Origin of the sequence: Pseudomonas aestiva, assembly GCF_039908605.1 — a bacterium.
GTDB lineage: Bacteria > Pseudomonadota > Gammaproteobacteria > Pseudomonadales > Pseudomonadaceae > Chryseomonas > Chryseomonas aestiva.
In genome coordinates this window covers 2,026,572-2,042,970 of the sequence record NZ_CP150916.1, presented here as the reverse complement: position 1 = coordinate 2,042,970, position 16,399 = coordinate 2,026,572, and the positions used below count along the sequence as shown (strand labels likewise).

General features: G+C 68.0%; 15 protein-coding genes. 5 read left to right on the top strand and 10 right to left on the bottom strand.

All coding sequences use genetic code 11. The annotated features are described in order from the left end of the window. Genes AABM56_RS09460 through AABM56_RS09450 form a run of 3 tightly spaced genes read left to right on the top strand, consistent with a single transcriptional unit; the run spans position 1 to position 3,688 of the window. Positions 1–1,287, top strand: coding sequence for a dihydrolipoamide acetyltransferase family protein (locus tag AABM56_RS09460; protein WP_273862862.1), 1,287 nt, complete (start codon positions 1–3; stop codon positions 1,285–1,287). A gap of 2 nt (positions 1,288–1,289) precedes the next feature. Continuing rightward, positions 1,290–2,672 (top strand): dihydrolipoyl dehydrogenase, encoded by a 1,383-nt coding sequence (gene lpdA / locus AABM56_RS09455; protein WP_347884040.1) that lies wholly within the window; start codon positions 1,290–1,292, stop codon positions 2,670–2,672. After that, on the top strand, positions 2,669–3,688 hold the full coding sequence (locus AABM56_RS09450) for an AraC family transcriptional regulator ligand-binding domain-containing protein (RefSeq protein WP_347884039.1): 1,020 nt from the start codon (positions 2,669–2,671) through the stop codon (positions 3,686–3,688). Before lpdA ends, AABM56_RS09450 begins: the two co-directional genes overlap by 4 nt. On the opposite strand, the gene AABM56_RS09445 is transcribed toward AABM56_RS09450, so the two are convergent. The 9 genes from AABM56_RS09445 to tyrS all read right to left on the bottom strand — a co-directional run bounded on the left by AABM56_RS09445 (position 3,685) and on the right by tyrS (position 12,650). Next, entirely contained in the window at positions 3,685–4,086 is a 402-nt protein-coding gene (locus tag AABM56_RS09445) for an ester cyclase (protein ID WP_347884038.1), read from the bottom strand. The two genes, AABM56_RS09450 and AABM56_RS09445, sit on opposite strands and share 4 nt — an antisense overlap. 61 nt (positions 4,087–4,147) lie before the next feature. Next, complete coding sequence (locus AABM56_RS09440; RefSeq protein WP_347884037.1) at positions 4,148–5,401, bottom strand: amidohydrolase family protein; 1,254 nt, start codon at positions 5,399–5,401, stop codon at positions 4,148–4,150. Next, positions 5,398–6,705 carry an MFS transporter gene (locus tag AABM56_RS09435; protein WP_347884036.1) on the bottom strand — a complete coding sequence of 436 codons (1,308 nt, stop codon included), beginning with the start codon at positions 6,703–6,705 and terminating at the stop codon, positions 5,398–5,400. The genes AABM56_RS09440 and AABM56_RS09435 overlap by 4 nt, the downstream gene beginning before the upstream one ends. A gap of 183 nt (positions 6,706–6,888) precedes the next feature. Beyond that, a complete protein-coding gene (locus tag AABM56_RS09430; protein ID WP_347884035.1) occupies positions 6,889–7,791 on the bottom strand; it encodes a LysR substrate-binding domain-containing protein in 903 nt (300 codons plus the stop codon). A gap of 65 nt (positions 7,792–7,856) precedes the next feature. Continuing rightward, entirely contained in the window at positions 7,857–8,642 is a 786-nt protein-coding gene (locus AABM56_RS09425; protein ID WP_187979053.1) for an enoyl-CoA hydratase, read from the bottom strand. A 14-nt stretch (positions 8,643–8,656) separates the two neighbouring features. Further along, on the bottom strand, positions 8,657–9,841 hold the full coding sequence (locus AABM56_RS09420) for an acetyl-CoA C-acyltransferase (protein ID WP_347884034.1): 1,185 nt from the start codon (positions 9,839–9,841) through the stop codon (positions 8,657–8,659). A gap of 10 nt (positions 9,842–9,851) precedes the next feature. Next, entirely contained in the window at positions 9,852–10,619 is a 768-nt protein-coding gene (locus AABM56_RS09415; RefSeq protein ID WP_347884033.1) for an SDR family NAD(P)-dependent oxidoreductase, read from the bottom strand. 98 nt (positions 10,620–10,717) lie between these two features. Further along, positions 10,718–11,395 carry an SDR family oxidoreductase gene (locus tag AABM56_RS09410; RefSeq protein WP_133859327.1) on the bottom strand — a complete coding sequence of 226 codons (678 nt, stop codon included), beginning with the start codon at positions 11,393–11,395 and terminating at the stop codon, positions 10,718–10,720. Between the two features lie 10 nt (positions 11,396–11,405). Further along, positions 11,406–12,650, bottom strand: a complete 1,245-nt coding sequence (gene tyrS / locus AABM56_RS09405; protein WP_133859328.1) for a tyrosine--tRNA ligase — start codon at positions 12,648–12,650, stop codon at positions 11,406–11,408. A 595-nt stretch (positions 12,651–13,245) separates the two neighbouring features. Here tyrS and AABM56_RS09400 point away from each other — a divergent pair. Continuing rightward, positions 13,246–14,415, top strand: a complete 1,170-nt coding sequence (locus AABM56_RS09400; protein WP_133859329.1) for a GAF domain-containing protein — start codon at positions 13,246–13,248, stop codon at positions 14,413–14,415. Between the two features lie 5 nt (positions 14,416–14,420). Next, entirely contained in the window at positions 14,421–15,032 is a 612-nt protein-coding gene (locus AABM56_RS09395; RefSeq protein ID WP_178083866.1) for a histidine phosphatase family protein, read from the top strand. On the opposite strand, the gene AABM56_RS09390 is transcribed toward AABM56_RS09395, so the two are convergent. Then, the gene (locus tag AABM56_RS09390) at positions 15,029–16,342 is read right to left on the bottom strand and encodes a PAS domain-containing methyl-accepting chemotaxis protein (RefSeq protein ID WP_133859330.1); all 1,314 of its coding nucleotides are present in this window, start codon (positions 16,340–16,342) and stop codon (positions 15,029–15,031) included. The two genes, AABM56_RS09395 and AABM56_RS09390, sit on opposite strands and share 4 nt — an antisense overlap. Between the last annotated feature and the right edge of the window lie 57 nt (positions 16,343–16,399).

Genomic DNA, 16,399 nt, shown 5'->3' with positions numbered 1-16,399 from the left:
ATGGGTACCCATGTCATCAAGATGCCCGACATCGGCGAAGGCATCGCCGAGGTGGAACTGGTCAAGTGGTACGTGGCGGTAGGGGATGAAGTCGGCGAAGACCAGACCCTGGCCGACGTCATGACCGACAAGGCCATGGTGGAGATCCCCTCCCCGGTAGTGGGCCGGGTGGTCGCCCTGGGCGGCGAGCCCGGCCAGGTGCTGGCCGTGGGCGCCGAGCTGATCCGCCTGGAGGTGGCCGGTGACGGCAATCTGCGCGAGGCCAGTCGCCCCGTGCCGATGGAAGCCGCGCCGGCGCCAGCACCCAAGGCGGAAGCGCCCAGGCCCGAAGCGGCCCCTGCTCCGCGACGCCCGGAAGCGGAGCTCCCGCGCGACGACGAGCGACCGGCTTCCCGTCCGGCCCCCGGCAGTCCGCCGCTGGCGTCTCCCGCGGTGCGCCAGCACGCCTGGGACCTGGGCATCGAATTGCGCTTCCTCACCGGCAGCGGACAGGGCGGGCGCATCCTGCATGGCGATCTGGAAGCCTATGTGCAGCAACGCGACGCCGGACTGCCACCGGCCACTGGCGGCGGTGGCCTGGCGAAACGCAGTGGCGAGGAGCGCATCCCGCTGATCGGCCTGAGACGCAAGATCGCCGAGAAGATGCAGGCCGCCAAGCGGCATATCCCCCACTTCACCTATGTGGAAGAGGTGGATGTCACCGAGCTGGAAGCCTTGCGAGCCACCCTCAACCAGCGCTGGCAGGGGCGTCGTGCCCATCTCACCCTGCTGCCCTTCCTGGCGCGCGCCCTGGTAGTGGCGGTGCGGGACTTTCCGCAGATGAATGCGCGCTTCGACGAAGACAGCAGTACCGTGACCCGCTATGGCGCCGTGCACCTGGGCATCGCCACCCAGGGCGAACAGGGTCTCGCGGTGCCGGTGGTACGGCACGCCGAGACCCTGGATCTCTGGGGCTGCGCCCAGGAGGTGGCCCGGCTGGCCACCGCGGTGCGCGGCGGCAAGGCCGGTCGCGACGAACTGTCCGGCTCGACCCTGACCATCAGCAGCCTCGGTCCGCTGGGAGGAATCGCCTCCACGCCCATCATCAACCATCCCGAGGTGGCCATCATCGGCGTCAATCGCATCGTCGAGCGCCCGGCCTTCCGCAACGGCCTGGTGGTGCCACGCAAGCTGATGAATCTGTCCGCCTCCTTCGACCACCGGCTGATCGATGGCCAGGACGCCGCCAGCTTCATGCAGGCCGTGCGCCAGCTGCTCGAACAACCCGCCACCCTTTTCCTGGAGTAGCCATGGACACCCGACTCCTCATCATCGGCGGCGGCCCCGGCGGTTATGTCGCCGCCTTGCGCGCCGCCCAGCTGGGCATCGCCACCACCCTGGTGGAGGGCGCTGCCCTCGGCGGTACCTGCCTCAACGTCGGCTGCATTCCCTCCAAGGCGATGATCCATGTCGCTGAGGAATATCATCGCGCCAGCGGTCGCGCTGAGCATGGCAGCCTGGGCATCCGCCACGGCCGCCCGGAGCTGGATCTTGGCCAGGCCGTGGCCTGGAAGAACGGCATCGTCGATCGTCTCTCCACCGGCGTCGCCGCGCTGCTCAAGAAGCAGGGCGTGACGGTAATCGAGGGCTGGGCCGAAATCCTCGATGGCAAGACCGTCGAGGTGCAGCGCGCCGGCGGCGAGCGGCTGCGCATCCGCACCGAGCACCTGGTGCTGGCGATGGGCTCCACCTCGGTGGAATTGCCCAGCCTGCCCTTCGGTGGTCCGGTGATATCGGCCACCGAGGCCTTGTCACCCACGGAAATTCCCGACCACCTGGTGGTGGTGGGCGCTGGCTATATCGGTTTGGAACTGGGCATCGCCTATCGCAAGCTGGGCGCCCGGGTCGCGGTGGTGGAAGCCCAGTCGCGTCTGCTGCCCGGCTACGACGCCGAGCTCACGGCGCCGCTGCGGCAGCGGTTGGAACGCCTGGGCATCGAGCTGCACCTGGGCTGCACCGTCGCCGGTCTGGCCGCGGACGGCGCGGGTCTGCGGATGACTCGTAGCGACGGCCGGGAAGAGCTTCTGCCGGCCCAGCGCATCCTGGTCGCCGCCGGCCGCCGCCCCCGCACCGAAGGCCTGGAGCGCCTGCCGCTGGACTACGACGGTCGCTACATCCGCGTCGACGACGGCTGTCGTACCAGCATGACCGACGTCTGGGCCATTGGTGATCTTACCGGCGAACCCCTGCTGGCCCATCGCGCCATGGCCCAGGGCGAGGTAGTGGCCGAGCTGATCGTCGGCAAGCGGCGGCGTTTCGCCCCGGTGGCCATCCCGGCGGTCTGCTACACCGATCCGGAGATCGTGGTGGTCGGCCTCACCCCCGAGCAGGCCAAGGCCCAGGGGCTGGAGACCAAGGTCGCCAGCTTCCCCTTCGCCGCCAATGGCCGTGCCCTCACCCTGGAGGCGCCGGAAGGCTTCGTGCGGGTGGTGGCCCGCGCGGACGACCACCGTATCCTCGGCTGGCAGGCCACCGGGCAGCAGGTGGCGGAACTGGCCACGGCCTTTTCCCACAGTCTGGAAATGGGCATGCAGCTGGAAGACGTCGCCGCCACCCTGCATCCCCACCCCACCCTGGGCGAAGCGGTGCAGGAAGCGGCGCTGCGGGCCCTGGGCCGGGCCCTGCATCTGTGACCGGCCTGCCGCGCGACAGCCTGGCGCGGGGCATCCTCGACGAGGCCCTGGCCGGGCTGTGCCGGCGCAGTGGTCTGGCGCCGGACGCCCTGCTCGCCGCCGAAGGCGTCCAGCTAGCCGACCTGCTGCTTGGCCACGGGCGCCTCTCGGCGCCGCTGTTCGGCCAGCTGTGGTATCGCCTGGCGCGGCGTTTCGATGATGAATTCTTCGCCCTCGGTCCGCGCCCGCTGCCGGCGGGCAGCTTCGCCTTTCTCTGCCAGAGCACCCGCCTGCAACCGACCCTCGGCGATGCCCTGCGGCAAAGCGTCGACTTCCTGCGGCTGACCCTCGGCGTCGACCTGCGCCTGCAGCGCAATGGCGAGCAGGTGACCCTGCGGCTGGCCCCGGGCAGTCTGCCGGGCAGCTTCGCCGTCTTCACCCTCTGGCTGATCCTGCACGGCCTGGCCTGCTGGCTGGTGGGCCGTCGCTTGCCGCTGGAGGACATCCGCCAGACTGCCGAGGAGCCGCCAGCGGAACTGCTGGCCGACTATCGGCAGCGCTTCGGCTCCAAGCTGAGCTTCGCTCGCGGCGAAGACTGCCTGGTGCTAAACGCTGCCGTGCTGGGCCTGCCGATCCGCCGTACTGCCGCGGACGCGCGCCGCTTCATCGCCGCCGCACCGGGCAATCTGCTGGTGCATTATCGCGACGACGCCAGCCTGATCGCCCGCATCCGCACCCTGTTGCGTACTTGTGCACCAGAGGACTGGCCGGACGCCGTCAGCCTGGCCGAGGCCCTGGGCTTGGCCCCCGCTACCCTGAGGCGCCAGCTGGCCGCGAGCGGCCAGACCTACCAGGGCCTCAAGGACGAACGCCGGTGCCGCCTGGCCTGCCGCCAGCTGGACCAGGGCGCCTTGCCCCTGGACGAGCTGGCCCTGCGCCTGGGTTTCGCCGATCCCCGCTCCTTCCAGCGCGCCTTTCGCAAGTGGACGGGCCTCAGCCCCCTCGGCTATCGCCAACGCCAGACCCGGGCGGGTTAGCCGTCGGCCAGTTGGGCGGCGATGGCGGCGGTATCGATCACCGAGCGCACCTCACGGATGCGTCCGTTCTCGAAGCGATAGAAGACATGTTCGCTGAAGCGTACGCGCCGTCCGTTCACCGCCAGCCCGAACAGCTCGCCACGCGGCGTACAGTCGAAATCCAGCTGCGCGACCAGCCAGGGTGCTTCCACCACCAGCAGATGCGCGGTGAAGTGCAGATCGGGAATGGCGGCATGATCGCCTTCAAGCATGGCCTGGTAGCCCGCCAATCCCAGGGGCCGGCCGTTGTGCTCGACGGCGTCGTCGACATAACGGCCAAGCTCCGTCCAGGCCTGGCGGTTGAGGCAGTCGAGGTAGGCCTGGTAGTGGCTGCCGAGTTCGGTTGCGGCAAGGGGCATGACACGTTCTCCATGGGCGTTGACTGCTACAGGGGACCGCGCCAGTCCGGCACGACTCCCGTTACCCGAGGCGATTCTTCACCAGACGGCCACCTTGCAGGATGACGTCGAGTCTTTCGCCCTGCCCCACCAGACAGGAGATATCAGCCAGCGGATCGCCATCCACGACCAGCAGATCGGCCAGGGCTCCGGTCGCGATACAACCCAGTTCGCCCTCGCGTTCAAGGATGCGTGCCGCGATACTGGTGGCGCTGCGCAAGGCCTCCAGATTGCCCAGCACCTCGGCGCGGATGCGCAGTTCCTGGGTCTGGTTTTCGTGCATCTCGCCCAGCAGGTCGGAGCCGTAGCCCATGGGCACGCCCGCCTCGGCGAAGAATTCCAGGGCGCGACGGCCCGCCAGACGGACATCTTCGATCTTGGCCACGGAATCCGCCGGCAGGCCATAGCGCGCGCCGTGCTCGGCGAGCATCTCGTAGGTCACCTGGGTGGGCACGGCGAAGGCGCCCCGCTCGCGCATCAGCTGCGCCGTCTCCCGGTCGACCAGATTGCCGTGTTCGATGGTGCGTACCCCGCACGCCACGGCGCGGCGAATGGCGCGGGCGGTATAGGCATGGGCCATCACATAGGTGTTGGCCGCCTCGGCTTCCTCGACGATGGCGCAGATCTCGGCTTCGCTGTACTGGGTATTGGCGATGGGATCAGTAGGTGAGGAAACACCGCCGGAGGCCATGATCTTGATCTGGCTGGCGCCCTGCTGCAGTTCTTCGCGCACCGCCTTGCGCACGTTGTCCACCCCATCCACCACCCGGGCGATGGCACCGGCGCGGAAACAGCAACTGCACGGCTCGTTCAGCAGGAGCTCCCCACGCGCCCGCATGTCCCCGTGGCCGCCGGTCTGCGACAGCGCCTTGCCGGAGGCGAAGATCCGCGGGCCCGGCACCAGTCCCAGGGCAATGGAGCGCGCCAGCGCCCAGTCCGCACCGCCGGCATCGCGGACGGTGGTGAAACCGCGCTCGAGCATCGCGCCCAGGATCGGCAGGGCGCGGTACATGATGATGGCGTTGGGCTGCAGGGCGTTGAAACCCAGGTTGGCACTGGACGCCAGTACATGCACATGGCAATCGATGAGGCCCGGCATCAGGGTGCGGCCGCCCAGATCGATGACGGTGACACCTGCCGGCGGCGCAGCGCTCTGGTCGCGTACGGCGGTAATGCGCTCACCGTCCACCAGGACTTCTTTACCGCTGATCAGGGTGCCGGTGGTGAGATCGAGCAGCTTGCCGTTGCGCAGTAGTAGAGAGGTGTTTTGAGTCATGCGGATTCTCCCGAGGGTCGGCCGCTGGCGGCGTCGCGGAACAGCGCTGCGCCCCCGGCACTGATGGCCGCGGCGAACATGATGTAGAAGGCTGGCGCCAGATGGCTGCCGGTAGCAGCGATAAGCCAGGTCACGGTAAAGGTGGCGAAGCCGCCAAACAGGGTCACGGCGAAGTTGTAGGCCACCGACAGTCCGGTGGAGAGCACTCGCGTCGGCAACAATTCGCCGAAGGCTGCCAGCAGACCGCCCAGATAGCCGGAGATCAGCAGCCCCAGCACGGCCTGGAACACCAGCAGGGAAGGCAGGCCCGGCCAGCGATTGAGCATCCAGAACAGCGGCCAGGCGGCGCAGAAGATGGCCACGGCCGACCCCAGCAGCCAGGGTCGCTTGCCATGGCGATCTGCCAGGCGCCCTACCAGGGGCGTCGCCACCAGCAGCACCACGCCACCGAGTACACCGGCGGTGAAGCCCAGGCCGCTGGGCAGGCCCAGCACCCGAGTAGAGTAGGACGGCAGGTAGAACAGCACGGAGTAGGTGCAGACCGTCCAGAGCACGACCATGGAAAAGGTAATGGCGGTCTGGCGGGGATAGATGCGCACTACCTCCCGCAGCGGCGACTGGGCACGCTCGACGGAGGCATAGGCAGGGGTTTCGTCGATGCGGCTACGGATGTAGAAACCGACGGGGCCGATCAGGGAGCCGAACAGGAACGGCAGGCGCCATCCCCAGCTCTCAAGTTGCTCCGGGGTCAGCAACGCCGACAGCAGCGCGCCGGCGCCTGCACCTAGGGCGACCGCCACCCCGATGCTGGCCTGGATCCAGCTGGAGTAGTAGGCCTTTTGCCCAGCGGGCGCGTGTTCGGTGAGAAAGGCGGTCGCGCTGCCCATCTCGCCACCCGCCGAAAAGCCTTGCAGCAAGCGCGCGAAGACGATGAGCGCCGGGGCGAACAGCCCCCACTGGGCATAGCCCGGGGTCACGGCGATGATCAGGGTACCGGCGGCCATCAAGAGGATGGTCAGCGACAGCGCCGCCTTGCGACCGCGGCGATCGGAGTAGATGCCGAGCAGGATGCCACCGACCGGCCGCATGAAGAAGCCGACGCCAAAGGTGGCCAGGGCCAGGAGGTATGAGGTGAGTTCGCTGGCGCTCGGAAAGAACACCTTGGCGATGATCACGGAGAAGAAGCTGTAGACGGTGAAGTCGAACCACTCCAGACCGTTGCCGATCACGGTTGCGACCACCGCCTTGTTGGCCTGGCGGCGCTGGACGGCGGACGGCTGCGGAAAGGTCGTAGCGCTCTGCATTGTTGGCTCCCTGAATGCAAGTCGCGCAGGAAACTCGGGAGTCCCTGCACCGGCGACGGCAGTTTCGATAAAGGAAACAGGACGAGGATCTCCGCCCTCTGCCGCCGAGCTTAAGGGGCTACCGGGGACGCAGGAAAACGCTGATTGCAGGGGTTTGCATGCGCCTGACGCATGCAAGAGGGATCAGTGCGACGCGCGCAGGCTGTCGTTCAGCCAGGTCTCGAAACGGCGCGCCGCCAGGCCCGGCTGACGATCGCCCGGCCACAGCAGGTAGTAACCACCCTGCCCCTGCACGCATTCGCTACAGGCTGCCACCAGCGCACCCGACCGCAGGTGGGCATCGATCATGGGGCGCCAACCCAGGACGATACCGTGGCCGGCAATCGCCAGATCGACCAGGATGGGGTACTGACTCACGGTGAGCCGCTGGCGGATCCGCGGGGCGGCATAGCCCAGCCGCGCGAACCATTCCGCCCAGGAGAGCCAGCGCCGCTGACCGTCCTCGATCATCAGCAGGCACCGGTCGAGCAGCTCCGGGGGTGATAGCTGACGCCCGCCCAGGTAGTCCGGCGCGCAATAGGCGCCTACCCACTCGGGAAACAACTGGCGGCCAGCCAACCCTGGGGGCGGCGGTTCACGCAGGAAATAGAGCGCCAGATCGAATTCGGGCTTGAGCAGGGTATCGAGGTTGTCCAGCACCCGCAGGCGCACGTCGATGCCGGGAAAGGCACTGGCGAAGCGGCCGATCAGCGGGCCCAGCCACAGCGCGGCCACGCCCGAGGAACAGGCCAGCACCAGCTGCTGCTCGCCACTGATATCCATGACGTCCGCGGTGGTTTCCGCGAGACCCGCGAGCAGCTGCTGAACCCGCTCGGCATAGCGCTGCCCGGAGACGGTCAGGTGCAGCCGCTTGTGCTCTCGGCGAAACAGCGCGCGACCGAGAAAGGCCTCCAGCTGCGCCACCTGACGGCTGATGGCGCTCTGCGTGAGGTTGAGCTCCAGCGCCGCCCGCGTAAAGCTGCCGAGCCTGACCGTTGCCTCGAAGGCAATCAGATTGGTCAGGGGTGGCAAGGGCTCGATACGCATCCGGAGGCTCTGCAACACTGGGCTGAAACGGCCAGTCTAGCGCCTCTGACGGGCGCGGGGCGTGCTCAACGATGCTCGAACTTCGCCGGTCGCTTCTCGATGAAGGCCGCCATGCCTTCCTTCTGGTCGGCGCTGGCGAACAGCGAATGGAAGACCCGGCGCTCGAAGCGGATGCCCTCGGCCAGGCTGGTCTCGAAGGCGCGATTGACGCTTTCCTTGAGCAGCAGGGTCGCCGGCAGCGAACGACTGGCGATGCCGCGGGCGGCCTCCAGGGTGCGCTCCAGCAGCTCGTCGGCGGGAAACACCTGGGCGACCAGCCCGGCACGCTCGGCTTCGGCGGCGTGCAGCTGCCGCCCGGTCAGGCACAGTTCCATGGCCTTGGCCTTGCCCAGGGCGCGGGTCAGCCGCTGGGTACCGCCGATGCCCGGAATGACGCCCAGAGTGATCTCCGGCAGGCCGAAGCGTGCGGTGTCGGCGGCATAGATGAAGTCGCACAGCAGCGCCAGTTCGCAACCACCGCCCAGCGCATAGCCGGCGACGGCGGCGATCAGCGGTTTGCGCCGCTCGGCGATGCGGTCGGCGACGCGGAAGTAGTCGTCCAGGTAGATCTGCGGATAGCCCTGCCCGGCCATTTCCTTGATGTCGGCGCCCGCGGCGAAGGCCTTGGCCGAGCCGGTGAGCACCACGCAACCGACCTCGGGATCGGCGTCCAGGCGCGCCAGCATGGCATCCAGCTCATGGAGCAGCTGGGCATTGAGGGCGTTGAGCGCCTTGGGGCGATTGAGGGTGATGAGGGCGACGCGCGCCTCGATCTCCAGCAGCAGGGTCGATTCGGTAGAGGCTTCGCTCATGGTCTTGTCCTTGTCTAGTCGTTGAGTTCCAGCGCCATGGCCGTGGCCTCGCCGCCGCCGATGCAGATGGCCGCCACACCCCGGCGCAGACCGCGCTGGCGCAGCGCCTGGATCAGGGTGACCAGGATGCGTGCACCGGACGCGCCGATGGGATGGCCCAGGGCACAGGCGCCACCGTGCACGTTCAGGCGTTCCGGGTCCAGCCCCAAGGCATCCTGAGCGGCCAGGGCCACCACGGCGAAGGCTTCGTTGATCTCGAACAGGTCGACTTCGCTCAGCTGCCAGTCGATGCGCACGAGCAAGGTACGGATGGCGCCGATGGGCGCGGTGGGAAAGTCGCCCGGCGCGCCGGCATGGGCGGCATGGCCACGGATCGTCGCCAGCGGCCTCAGCCCTTCGCGCGCTGCTGTGCTGGCCCGCATCAGCAGCAGCGCTGCGGCGCCATCCGAGATGGAACTGGCGTTGGCCGCGGTGACGGTACCGCCTTCACGAAAGGCCGGCTTGAGGGTGGGAATGCGTGCCAGATCGGCACGGCGGGGTTGCTCATCGGTGTCGATGCTCAGGGTTTCCTTGCGTCCCGCTACCTCCACCGCCACGATCTCGCTGGCGAAGGCACCGCTGGCCTGCGCCTGGCGCGCCCGGGCGAGGGACTGCTGGGCATAGGCATCCTGGCGTTCGCGGCCGATGCCCAGGCGCGCGGCGCAATCCTCGGCGAAGGTGCCCATCAGGCGCCCGGGTTCATAGGCGTCTTCCAGGCCGTCGAGAAACATGCTGTCGATCAGGGCGCCATGGCCGAGGCGGTAGCCGCTGCGGGCCTTTTCCAGCAGATAGGGCGCGCGACTCATGCTCTCCATGCCGCCCGCCACCACCACCTCGCCACTGCCGGCGCGCAGCAGGTCATGGCCGAGGATGGCCGCCTGCATCCCCGAACCGCACATCTTGTTCAGGGTGGTGCAGCGCGTGCTCTGGGCCAGACCGGCGCCAAGTGCCGCCTGGCGAGCGGGTGCCTGGCCGAGGCCGGCGGGCAGCACGCAGCCCAGCAGCACCTCGTCGACCCGTTCCGGCGCCCAGCCCGCCCGTTCCAGTACGGCGCGGACCACGGCGCTACCAAGCTGCGGCGCCGACAGCGCGGCCAGTTCGCCACCCAGGGCCGCCATGGGCGTACGGGCGGCGGCGACGATGACAATGGGGTCGTTCATGACGATTCTCCTAGCGCGGGGCCATGCGCAGCGCGCCGTCGAGGCGGATCACCTCGCCGTTGAGCATGGGATTCTCGATGATGTGGCGGACCAGGGCGGCGAATTCCTCGCCGCGACCGAGGCGCGGCGGAAAGGGCACATTGGCGGCCAGGGCGTCGCGTACCTCGGGGGTCATGCCGACCATCATGGGCGTCTCGAAGACGCCCGGCGCTATGGTCATGACCCGGATGCCCTGCCCGGCCAGTTCGCGCGCCGCCGGCAGGGTAAGCGCGGCGACGCCGCCCTTGGAAGCGGCATAGGCGGCCTGGCCGATCTGGCCATCGAAGGCGGCGATGGAGGCGGTGTTGACGATCACGCCGCGCTCGCCGTCGGCCTCGGCCGTGCCCTGGGCCATGGCCGCAGCGGCCAGGCGCAGGACATTGAAGCTGCCCACCAGGTTGACGTTGATGATGCGCGCGAAGGCGGCGAGATCGTGGGGACCATTGCGCCCGAGGATGCGCGCGCCGCCGACGATGCCGGCGCAGTTGATCGCCCCCTGCAGACTGCCCCAGCGGGCCAGCACGGCATCCAAGGCGGCGCTCAGGGCCTCGGCATCGGTCACGTCCACGGCCAGCGCCAGGGCCTGGTCGCCGAACCGTTCGGCCTGGGCCTGTACGGCTTCGGCCTGAAGATCCAGCATTGCCACCCGGGCGCCTGCCGCGATCAGTCCCTCAGCGGTGGCGGCGCCAAGGCCCGACCCAGCGCCGGTTACCAGAAAGTTTCGCTCGTCGATGCGCATGGTGGCACTCCCCAGGATGATGGACTCATCTTCGATCCTCGGCCGGGGTCGGACAAGGGCCGGAGCGCTCAGTCGCACCGAGCGATCCGGCCCCTCGTTCACCAGGGCAGGGCTTGCCCCTGGTAGTCGAGAAAGGCGCAGCCAGGCTGGCCGGTCCGCGCCTCGATCGTCGCCACCAGACCGGCGACGCTATCGGCCACCTCGACCGGCGCGCTGGACCCGCCCAGTTCGGTGCGCACCCAGCCCGGGTGCAGTGCCAGCACGGCGAACGCCGGTCGCCGCCCGGCGACCCAGCTCTGCAGCAGGCTGTTGAGCGCTGCCTTGCTGGCGCCATAAAGTGGCATTTCGGCGGCTCGTGCCAGGCTGACGCTGCCCATCTGCGAACTCAGGCAGGCCGCCACCCCGGCAGCGGCCATCCGCGGTGCCAGGGCCTCCAGCAACCGCAGGGGCGCCACGGCATTGGTGAGAAACAACTCGCCCAGCTCCGCGACGCTCGCCCGCTGCCCGTCCTCTTCTACCGGGCCCATGATGCCGGCATTGACGATCAGCCGCTCCAGCGAGCCATCGCCCAGCTCGTCCAGCAGTCGCGTGCCCAAGTCGGGATCGCGCAGATCGCCGGTCACCACCCGCAACCGCCCCTTGGCGGCCACGACCATCGCATCCAACGCCGCATTCGGCATTCGCACCACCGCCAACACCCGAGCCCCTTGCGTCAGATAGCGCTCCACCAGCCCCAACCCTATGCCCCGCGAGGCACCTATCACCCAGACATTCATAGCCTTCTCCTCAGTCCGTCAACGTGATGCGCAGATGCCGTTTCTTGCCCAGACTCACCCGCCGACCCGCGTCGCTCAGCGCCAGCCGGATAGCGGGATCCATCACCGGCTGCTCGTCCAGGCGCAGGCCCCCGCCTTCCGCCAGGCGGCGTACCGCACTGCGCGACGGTTGCACTCCCGCCTCGACCAGCAACTCGACCAGGGTGACGCCCGCGTCCAGTTGCCTGCGGCTTAGGGCGACCTCCGGCAACTGCCCGGCGCCGTCGCGATCAGCGAATACCTCGGCGGCGGCTGCCTCAGCCTCGCGTTGCGCCCGCTCGCCATGGGCCAGCCGGGTCGCCTCATTGGCCAGCACGCTCTTCGCCAGATTGATTTCCGCACCGCCGAGCGCGCCGAGCCGCCGCACCTCGTCCAGCGGCAACTCGGTGAACAGGGCGAGGAAGCGCTCGACGTCGGCATCGTCGCAATTGCGCCAGAATTGCCAGAAGTCGAAGGCCGACAGCCGCTCCTCGTTGAGCCAGACCGCGCCCTGGGCCGACTTGCCCATCTTGCGTCCGTCACGGGTGGCCAGCAGTGGCATGGTCAGGCCATGGAGCTGGGGACCGCCCTGTCGGCGCGACAGCTCCACGCCATTGAGGATGTTGGCCCACTGATCGGCGCCGCCCAGTTGCAGGGTGCAGCCATAGCGCCGCGACAACTCGACGAAGTCGTAGGCCTGCAACAGGGTGTAGCCGAATTCCTCGAAGGACAGCGAGTGCTCGCGGTCGAGGCGATTCCTGATGGCATCGAAGGTCAGCAGCCGGTTGATGGAAAAGTGCCGGCCCACGGCGCCGAGAAAATTCAGGTAGCCGAGGCCGTCGAGCCATTCGGCGTTGTCCACCACCTGGGCGCGGCCATGGCCATCGCCCACTTCCAGGTAGCGGTGAAAAGCCTTGGCGATACCGGCCATGTTCAGGGCGATCTGGCCGTCGGTTAGCACCGGGCGGCTACTGTCACGAAAGCTGGGATCACCGATGCGGGTGGTGGCGCCACCGATCAGCAGGAGGATGGGATGGCCGGCGCGCTGCAGCCAGCGCATCAGCATCAGGCCCTGCAGGTGGCCAACGTGGAGGCTGTCGGCGGTGGCGTCGAAGCCGAGATAGCCGGTCACCGGTCCACTGGCAAAGGCGCGAGCGAGGCCGTCACGATCGGTGGTCTGGTGCACGAAGCCGCGGGCTTCGAGGGCGGCGAGCAGGTCTTGCTGGGTGCTGTCCATGGGGTCTCCTGTGGCTGGACGGTGCCAGGGAGACCGGGAGAAGTTGCCTTGACCGAGCCGCCCTAGGCGGTTCGGTCATGCAGCGCAGTACCTACCACCCGATATTGATCAGGTAGTAGTAATAGGCGCTGATGGGGCAAAGGAAGGTTCGCATGGGGCGTCACGCTACCGGCTTGCCCAGCGGTTGGCAACTGCGAACCGCTCGCACTGCCGCTTCGACCAGATGTCGCACCTCCCCTGGCAGGCGCTGAACGAACGGCGACAGTGGCGTTCCGACACCTGTCCTTTGCCAGCAGTATCGAGACGCAGAGATGAACGTACCCGCTCCACCCCTAGCGATCCCCCGCGCCAACGTGGCGTTTCCAGGTGTACCTGGACAAGGAACATCCCTTGCGTGAGAGGATCCCACCGATGAAAAGCATCACCCCGGCCAATCTGTTGCTGCTACTGCTTTGCCTCACGGTGCTGGCCTACGCGACCGACCTGATCGGCTAGCCTCGGCCTGGAACAACCTCAATGAGGCGTAGCTGATGGTTGCCGTCCGGCGTCTCTTGGCCTAGCGTTCAGGCCGTGTCCGTCAGAGAACTACAGCGTCATGCCCAGCCAACTCTCCAGCACCGTCGAAAGCATCGAGCTGCTGGCGTCCCTGGATTCCGTCGCGGCGCTCCTGCGCGTCGTCTGTGATGTCAGCGGCCTTGGGGTCGCCACCGTCGCCGAGGTCACCGAGCAGCGCTGGATCGCCTGCGCGGTGGAAGATCGCATCGCCTTCGGCCTGCAACCCGGCGCCGAATTGGACCTCGAATCCACCCTCTGCAACCACGTACGCTCCTCCCACGACGCCGTGATCATCAGCGACGTGACCCAGAACCCCACCTACTGTGATCACCCGGCGCCCGGCCTCTATGGCTGGAAGAGCTACCTGTCGGTCCCGGTGTTTCGACCCAACGGCACCTTCTTCGGCACGCTGTGCGCCTTTGATCCCCAACCCGCACCGCTGCTGGAGCAGCGCCCGGTGATCGCTACGCTGGACGGCTTTGCCCGCCTGCTGGGCGAACTCCTCGCCCGCGAAGAACAGCGTCGCGAAGAAAGTCCCGGCCCGCGTGGCGACCTCGATCTCACACCGTTGCGCGAACAGTTGCTGGTGCTGCTGGAGGAGGATCTGCAGCATCCGCTGCAGGCGCTGGCCAAGGACGCGCCCGTGGATGCCTCCCAGGCGCAGCGCTGGCAGACCGAGGCCCGGCGCCTGGCCGAACGCAGCGCTGCGGCCGCCGACTTCGTGCGCGTCCGCCTGGGCCATGGCCTGCCCCTGAAACCGGCCCTGGTGGCAGGCGCCAATGAACGGCTCCTGGACCTGCTCGCCAGGCTGCAGACGCGTTTCCCCGACCAGACCCTGGGCAGCGAGTTGCCGGAGCTACCCGCCGCCCTGCGCCTCGACCTGCCGCGCCTGTTGCAGGCGGTGGAGGCGCTGCTGGAGTGGGTCGCATCCCGCAACCCTGCTGGTGGCACCCTGCTGCTGCGCGGCGTGCTCGACGAACGCTGCTACCGCCTCGCCGTGGAAAGCCGCACCGCCGTGGTGGAGCCTGCCACCCTGAACCAGGTGTTCCAGCCGCTGCTGACCCAGGCCGATTCCGAGCAGCCCGCCCGCCTGGACCTGGGCCTCTATCTCGCCCAGGAAATCGCCCGCGGCCATGGCGGCAGTCTGGTCGCGCGCCTGGAAGCCGGCCACCTGAGATTTCTCCTTACCCTGCCCACTGCTCTGGATTGATACCCTTGCCCTTCCCTTCTCCCCTGCTGGTGATCCGTCACGGCGAAACCGACTGGAACGCCAGTGGTCGCCTCCAGGGTCGCCAGGACATAACCCTCAACGCGCGCGGCCGTGCCCAGGCCGAAGCCGTGGGCCTGGCCCTGCGCGACCGCCTCGACATCTCTCGCTTCGCCTGCCTGAGCAGTCCGCTGCAACGCGCCAGCGCGACGCTCGATCTGATCCTGGCGCAGCTGCCGGGCACGCCAAGAAGCCAGGCCCGCGATGCGCGCCTGGCGGAAAAGGCCTTTGGTGACTGGGAGGGACTGGACATGCCGACCATCGCCCAGCGCTATCCGGAGCAGCACGCCCGACGCGTCGCCGAGCCCTATACCTTCCGGGTACCCGGTGGCGAAAGCTATGCCGATGCCGCCGAGCGGGTGCGCCCGCTGCTAGAAGAACTCCAGGGTCCCACGCTACTGGTGGCCCATGGCGCCCTGATCCGCAGCCTGCTGGTGGCGACCGGTCTGGCCAGCCCGGAGGTGGCGACCCGGATGGTCATCCACCAGGGTCGCTGGCTGGAACTCGATGCGACCTGTTATGCGTGGTACAGCGCTCCTGGCTGGGACGAACAGTCTTAACTCAGCCGCCGGGCAAACTGGCTGACCGCGCCCACCACCTGGCGGGCGCCCTCCTGGATCTCGGTGATGCGTACCCCGGCGTTGCTCGCCAGGTGCAGCCCCTGCTCCGCCTGCTGGCGGCTGGCGGCCATGTTGCTGACCGCAGTCTGAGCCAGTTGCTGATTCTGCTGCACCACCCCGACGATCTCTTCGGTGGCCTTGCTGGTGCGCCCGGCCAGTTGCCGGACCTCGTCCGCCACCACGGCGAAACCCCGGCCCTGCTCGCCCGCCCGGGCGGCTTCGATGGCGGCGTTGAGCGCCAGCAGATTGGTCTGCTCGGCGATACCGCTGATGGTCTTGACGATGGCGCTGATCACCAGCGACTGCTTGCCGAGGTCTTCGATGCCATTGGCGGCGACCTGGATCTCGTCGGCGATGCGGGTCATCACCGCCACCGTGTCCTGCACCACTGCCGCACCCTGACGGGCGCTTTCGTCGGTGGTCTGGGAAATGTCGAAGGCGACCCGCGCGGCTTCGGCCACCGCCAGCTCCTGCTCCACCTGTTCGGTGATGACGGTGGCGAACTTGATGACCTTGTACAGCTCGCCGCGGGTGTTGAGCACTGGGTTGTAGGAGGCTTCCAGCCAGACCGTGCGGCCATGGCTGTCGATGCGCTTGAAGCGACTGGCCACGTAGTCACCCCGGTTGAGCCGCTCCCAGAAGGCGCGATAGTCGGCCGATTCGGCCTCTTCACGGCTGCAGAACATCCGATGGTGCTTGCCGACGATCTGCGCCAGCGAATAGCCCATGCCCTGCAGGAAGCGCTCGTTGGCGGTGAGCACCTCACCGGACAGATCGAATTCGATCACCGCGGTGGAGCGCAGCAGTGCATTGATGATGCCCGAGTGCTCGGTGGAGACTTCCACCTGCTCGGTCCGGTCGTAGGCATAGCAGCGGATCTGCTTGACCTGGCCCTGGCTGTCACGCACCGGCGTCCAGATCGCATAGAGCCAGGCAACGCCGCCCGTGCCGCGCAGCAGCCGATAGATGCCACTGGCCTGGTGACCTTCGCTGAAGCTGCGCTTGAGATCGCCGTAGCAGACCAGCTTCTTCACGTAGTCCGGAATGATCTCGTCCAGATTCCGCCCGGTCAGGCTGCCGGGCGCGTAGCCCAGGCAGAGTGCGAAGTTCTCGTTGAAATCCTCGATCCGGCCCTGGGCGTCCAGCAGCAGATGCAGCGAATCCTGATGGAAGGCCGCGCTGACCTGGCGGTGTTCGGACAGTTCGGCTTCGAGATCGGCGATGCGGCGTTTGAGTGCGGAGTTGAACATGGGATCACCCAGGAAAGTTGTGTCTTCCTCTGGTTCGACGCGCCGCGGGATTTCTTG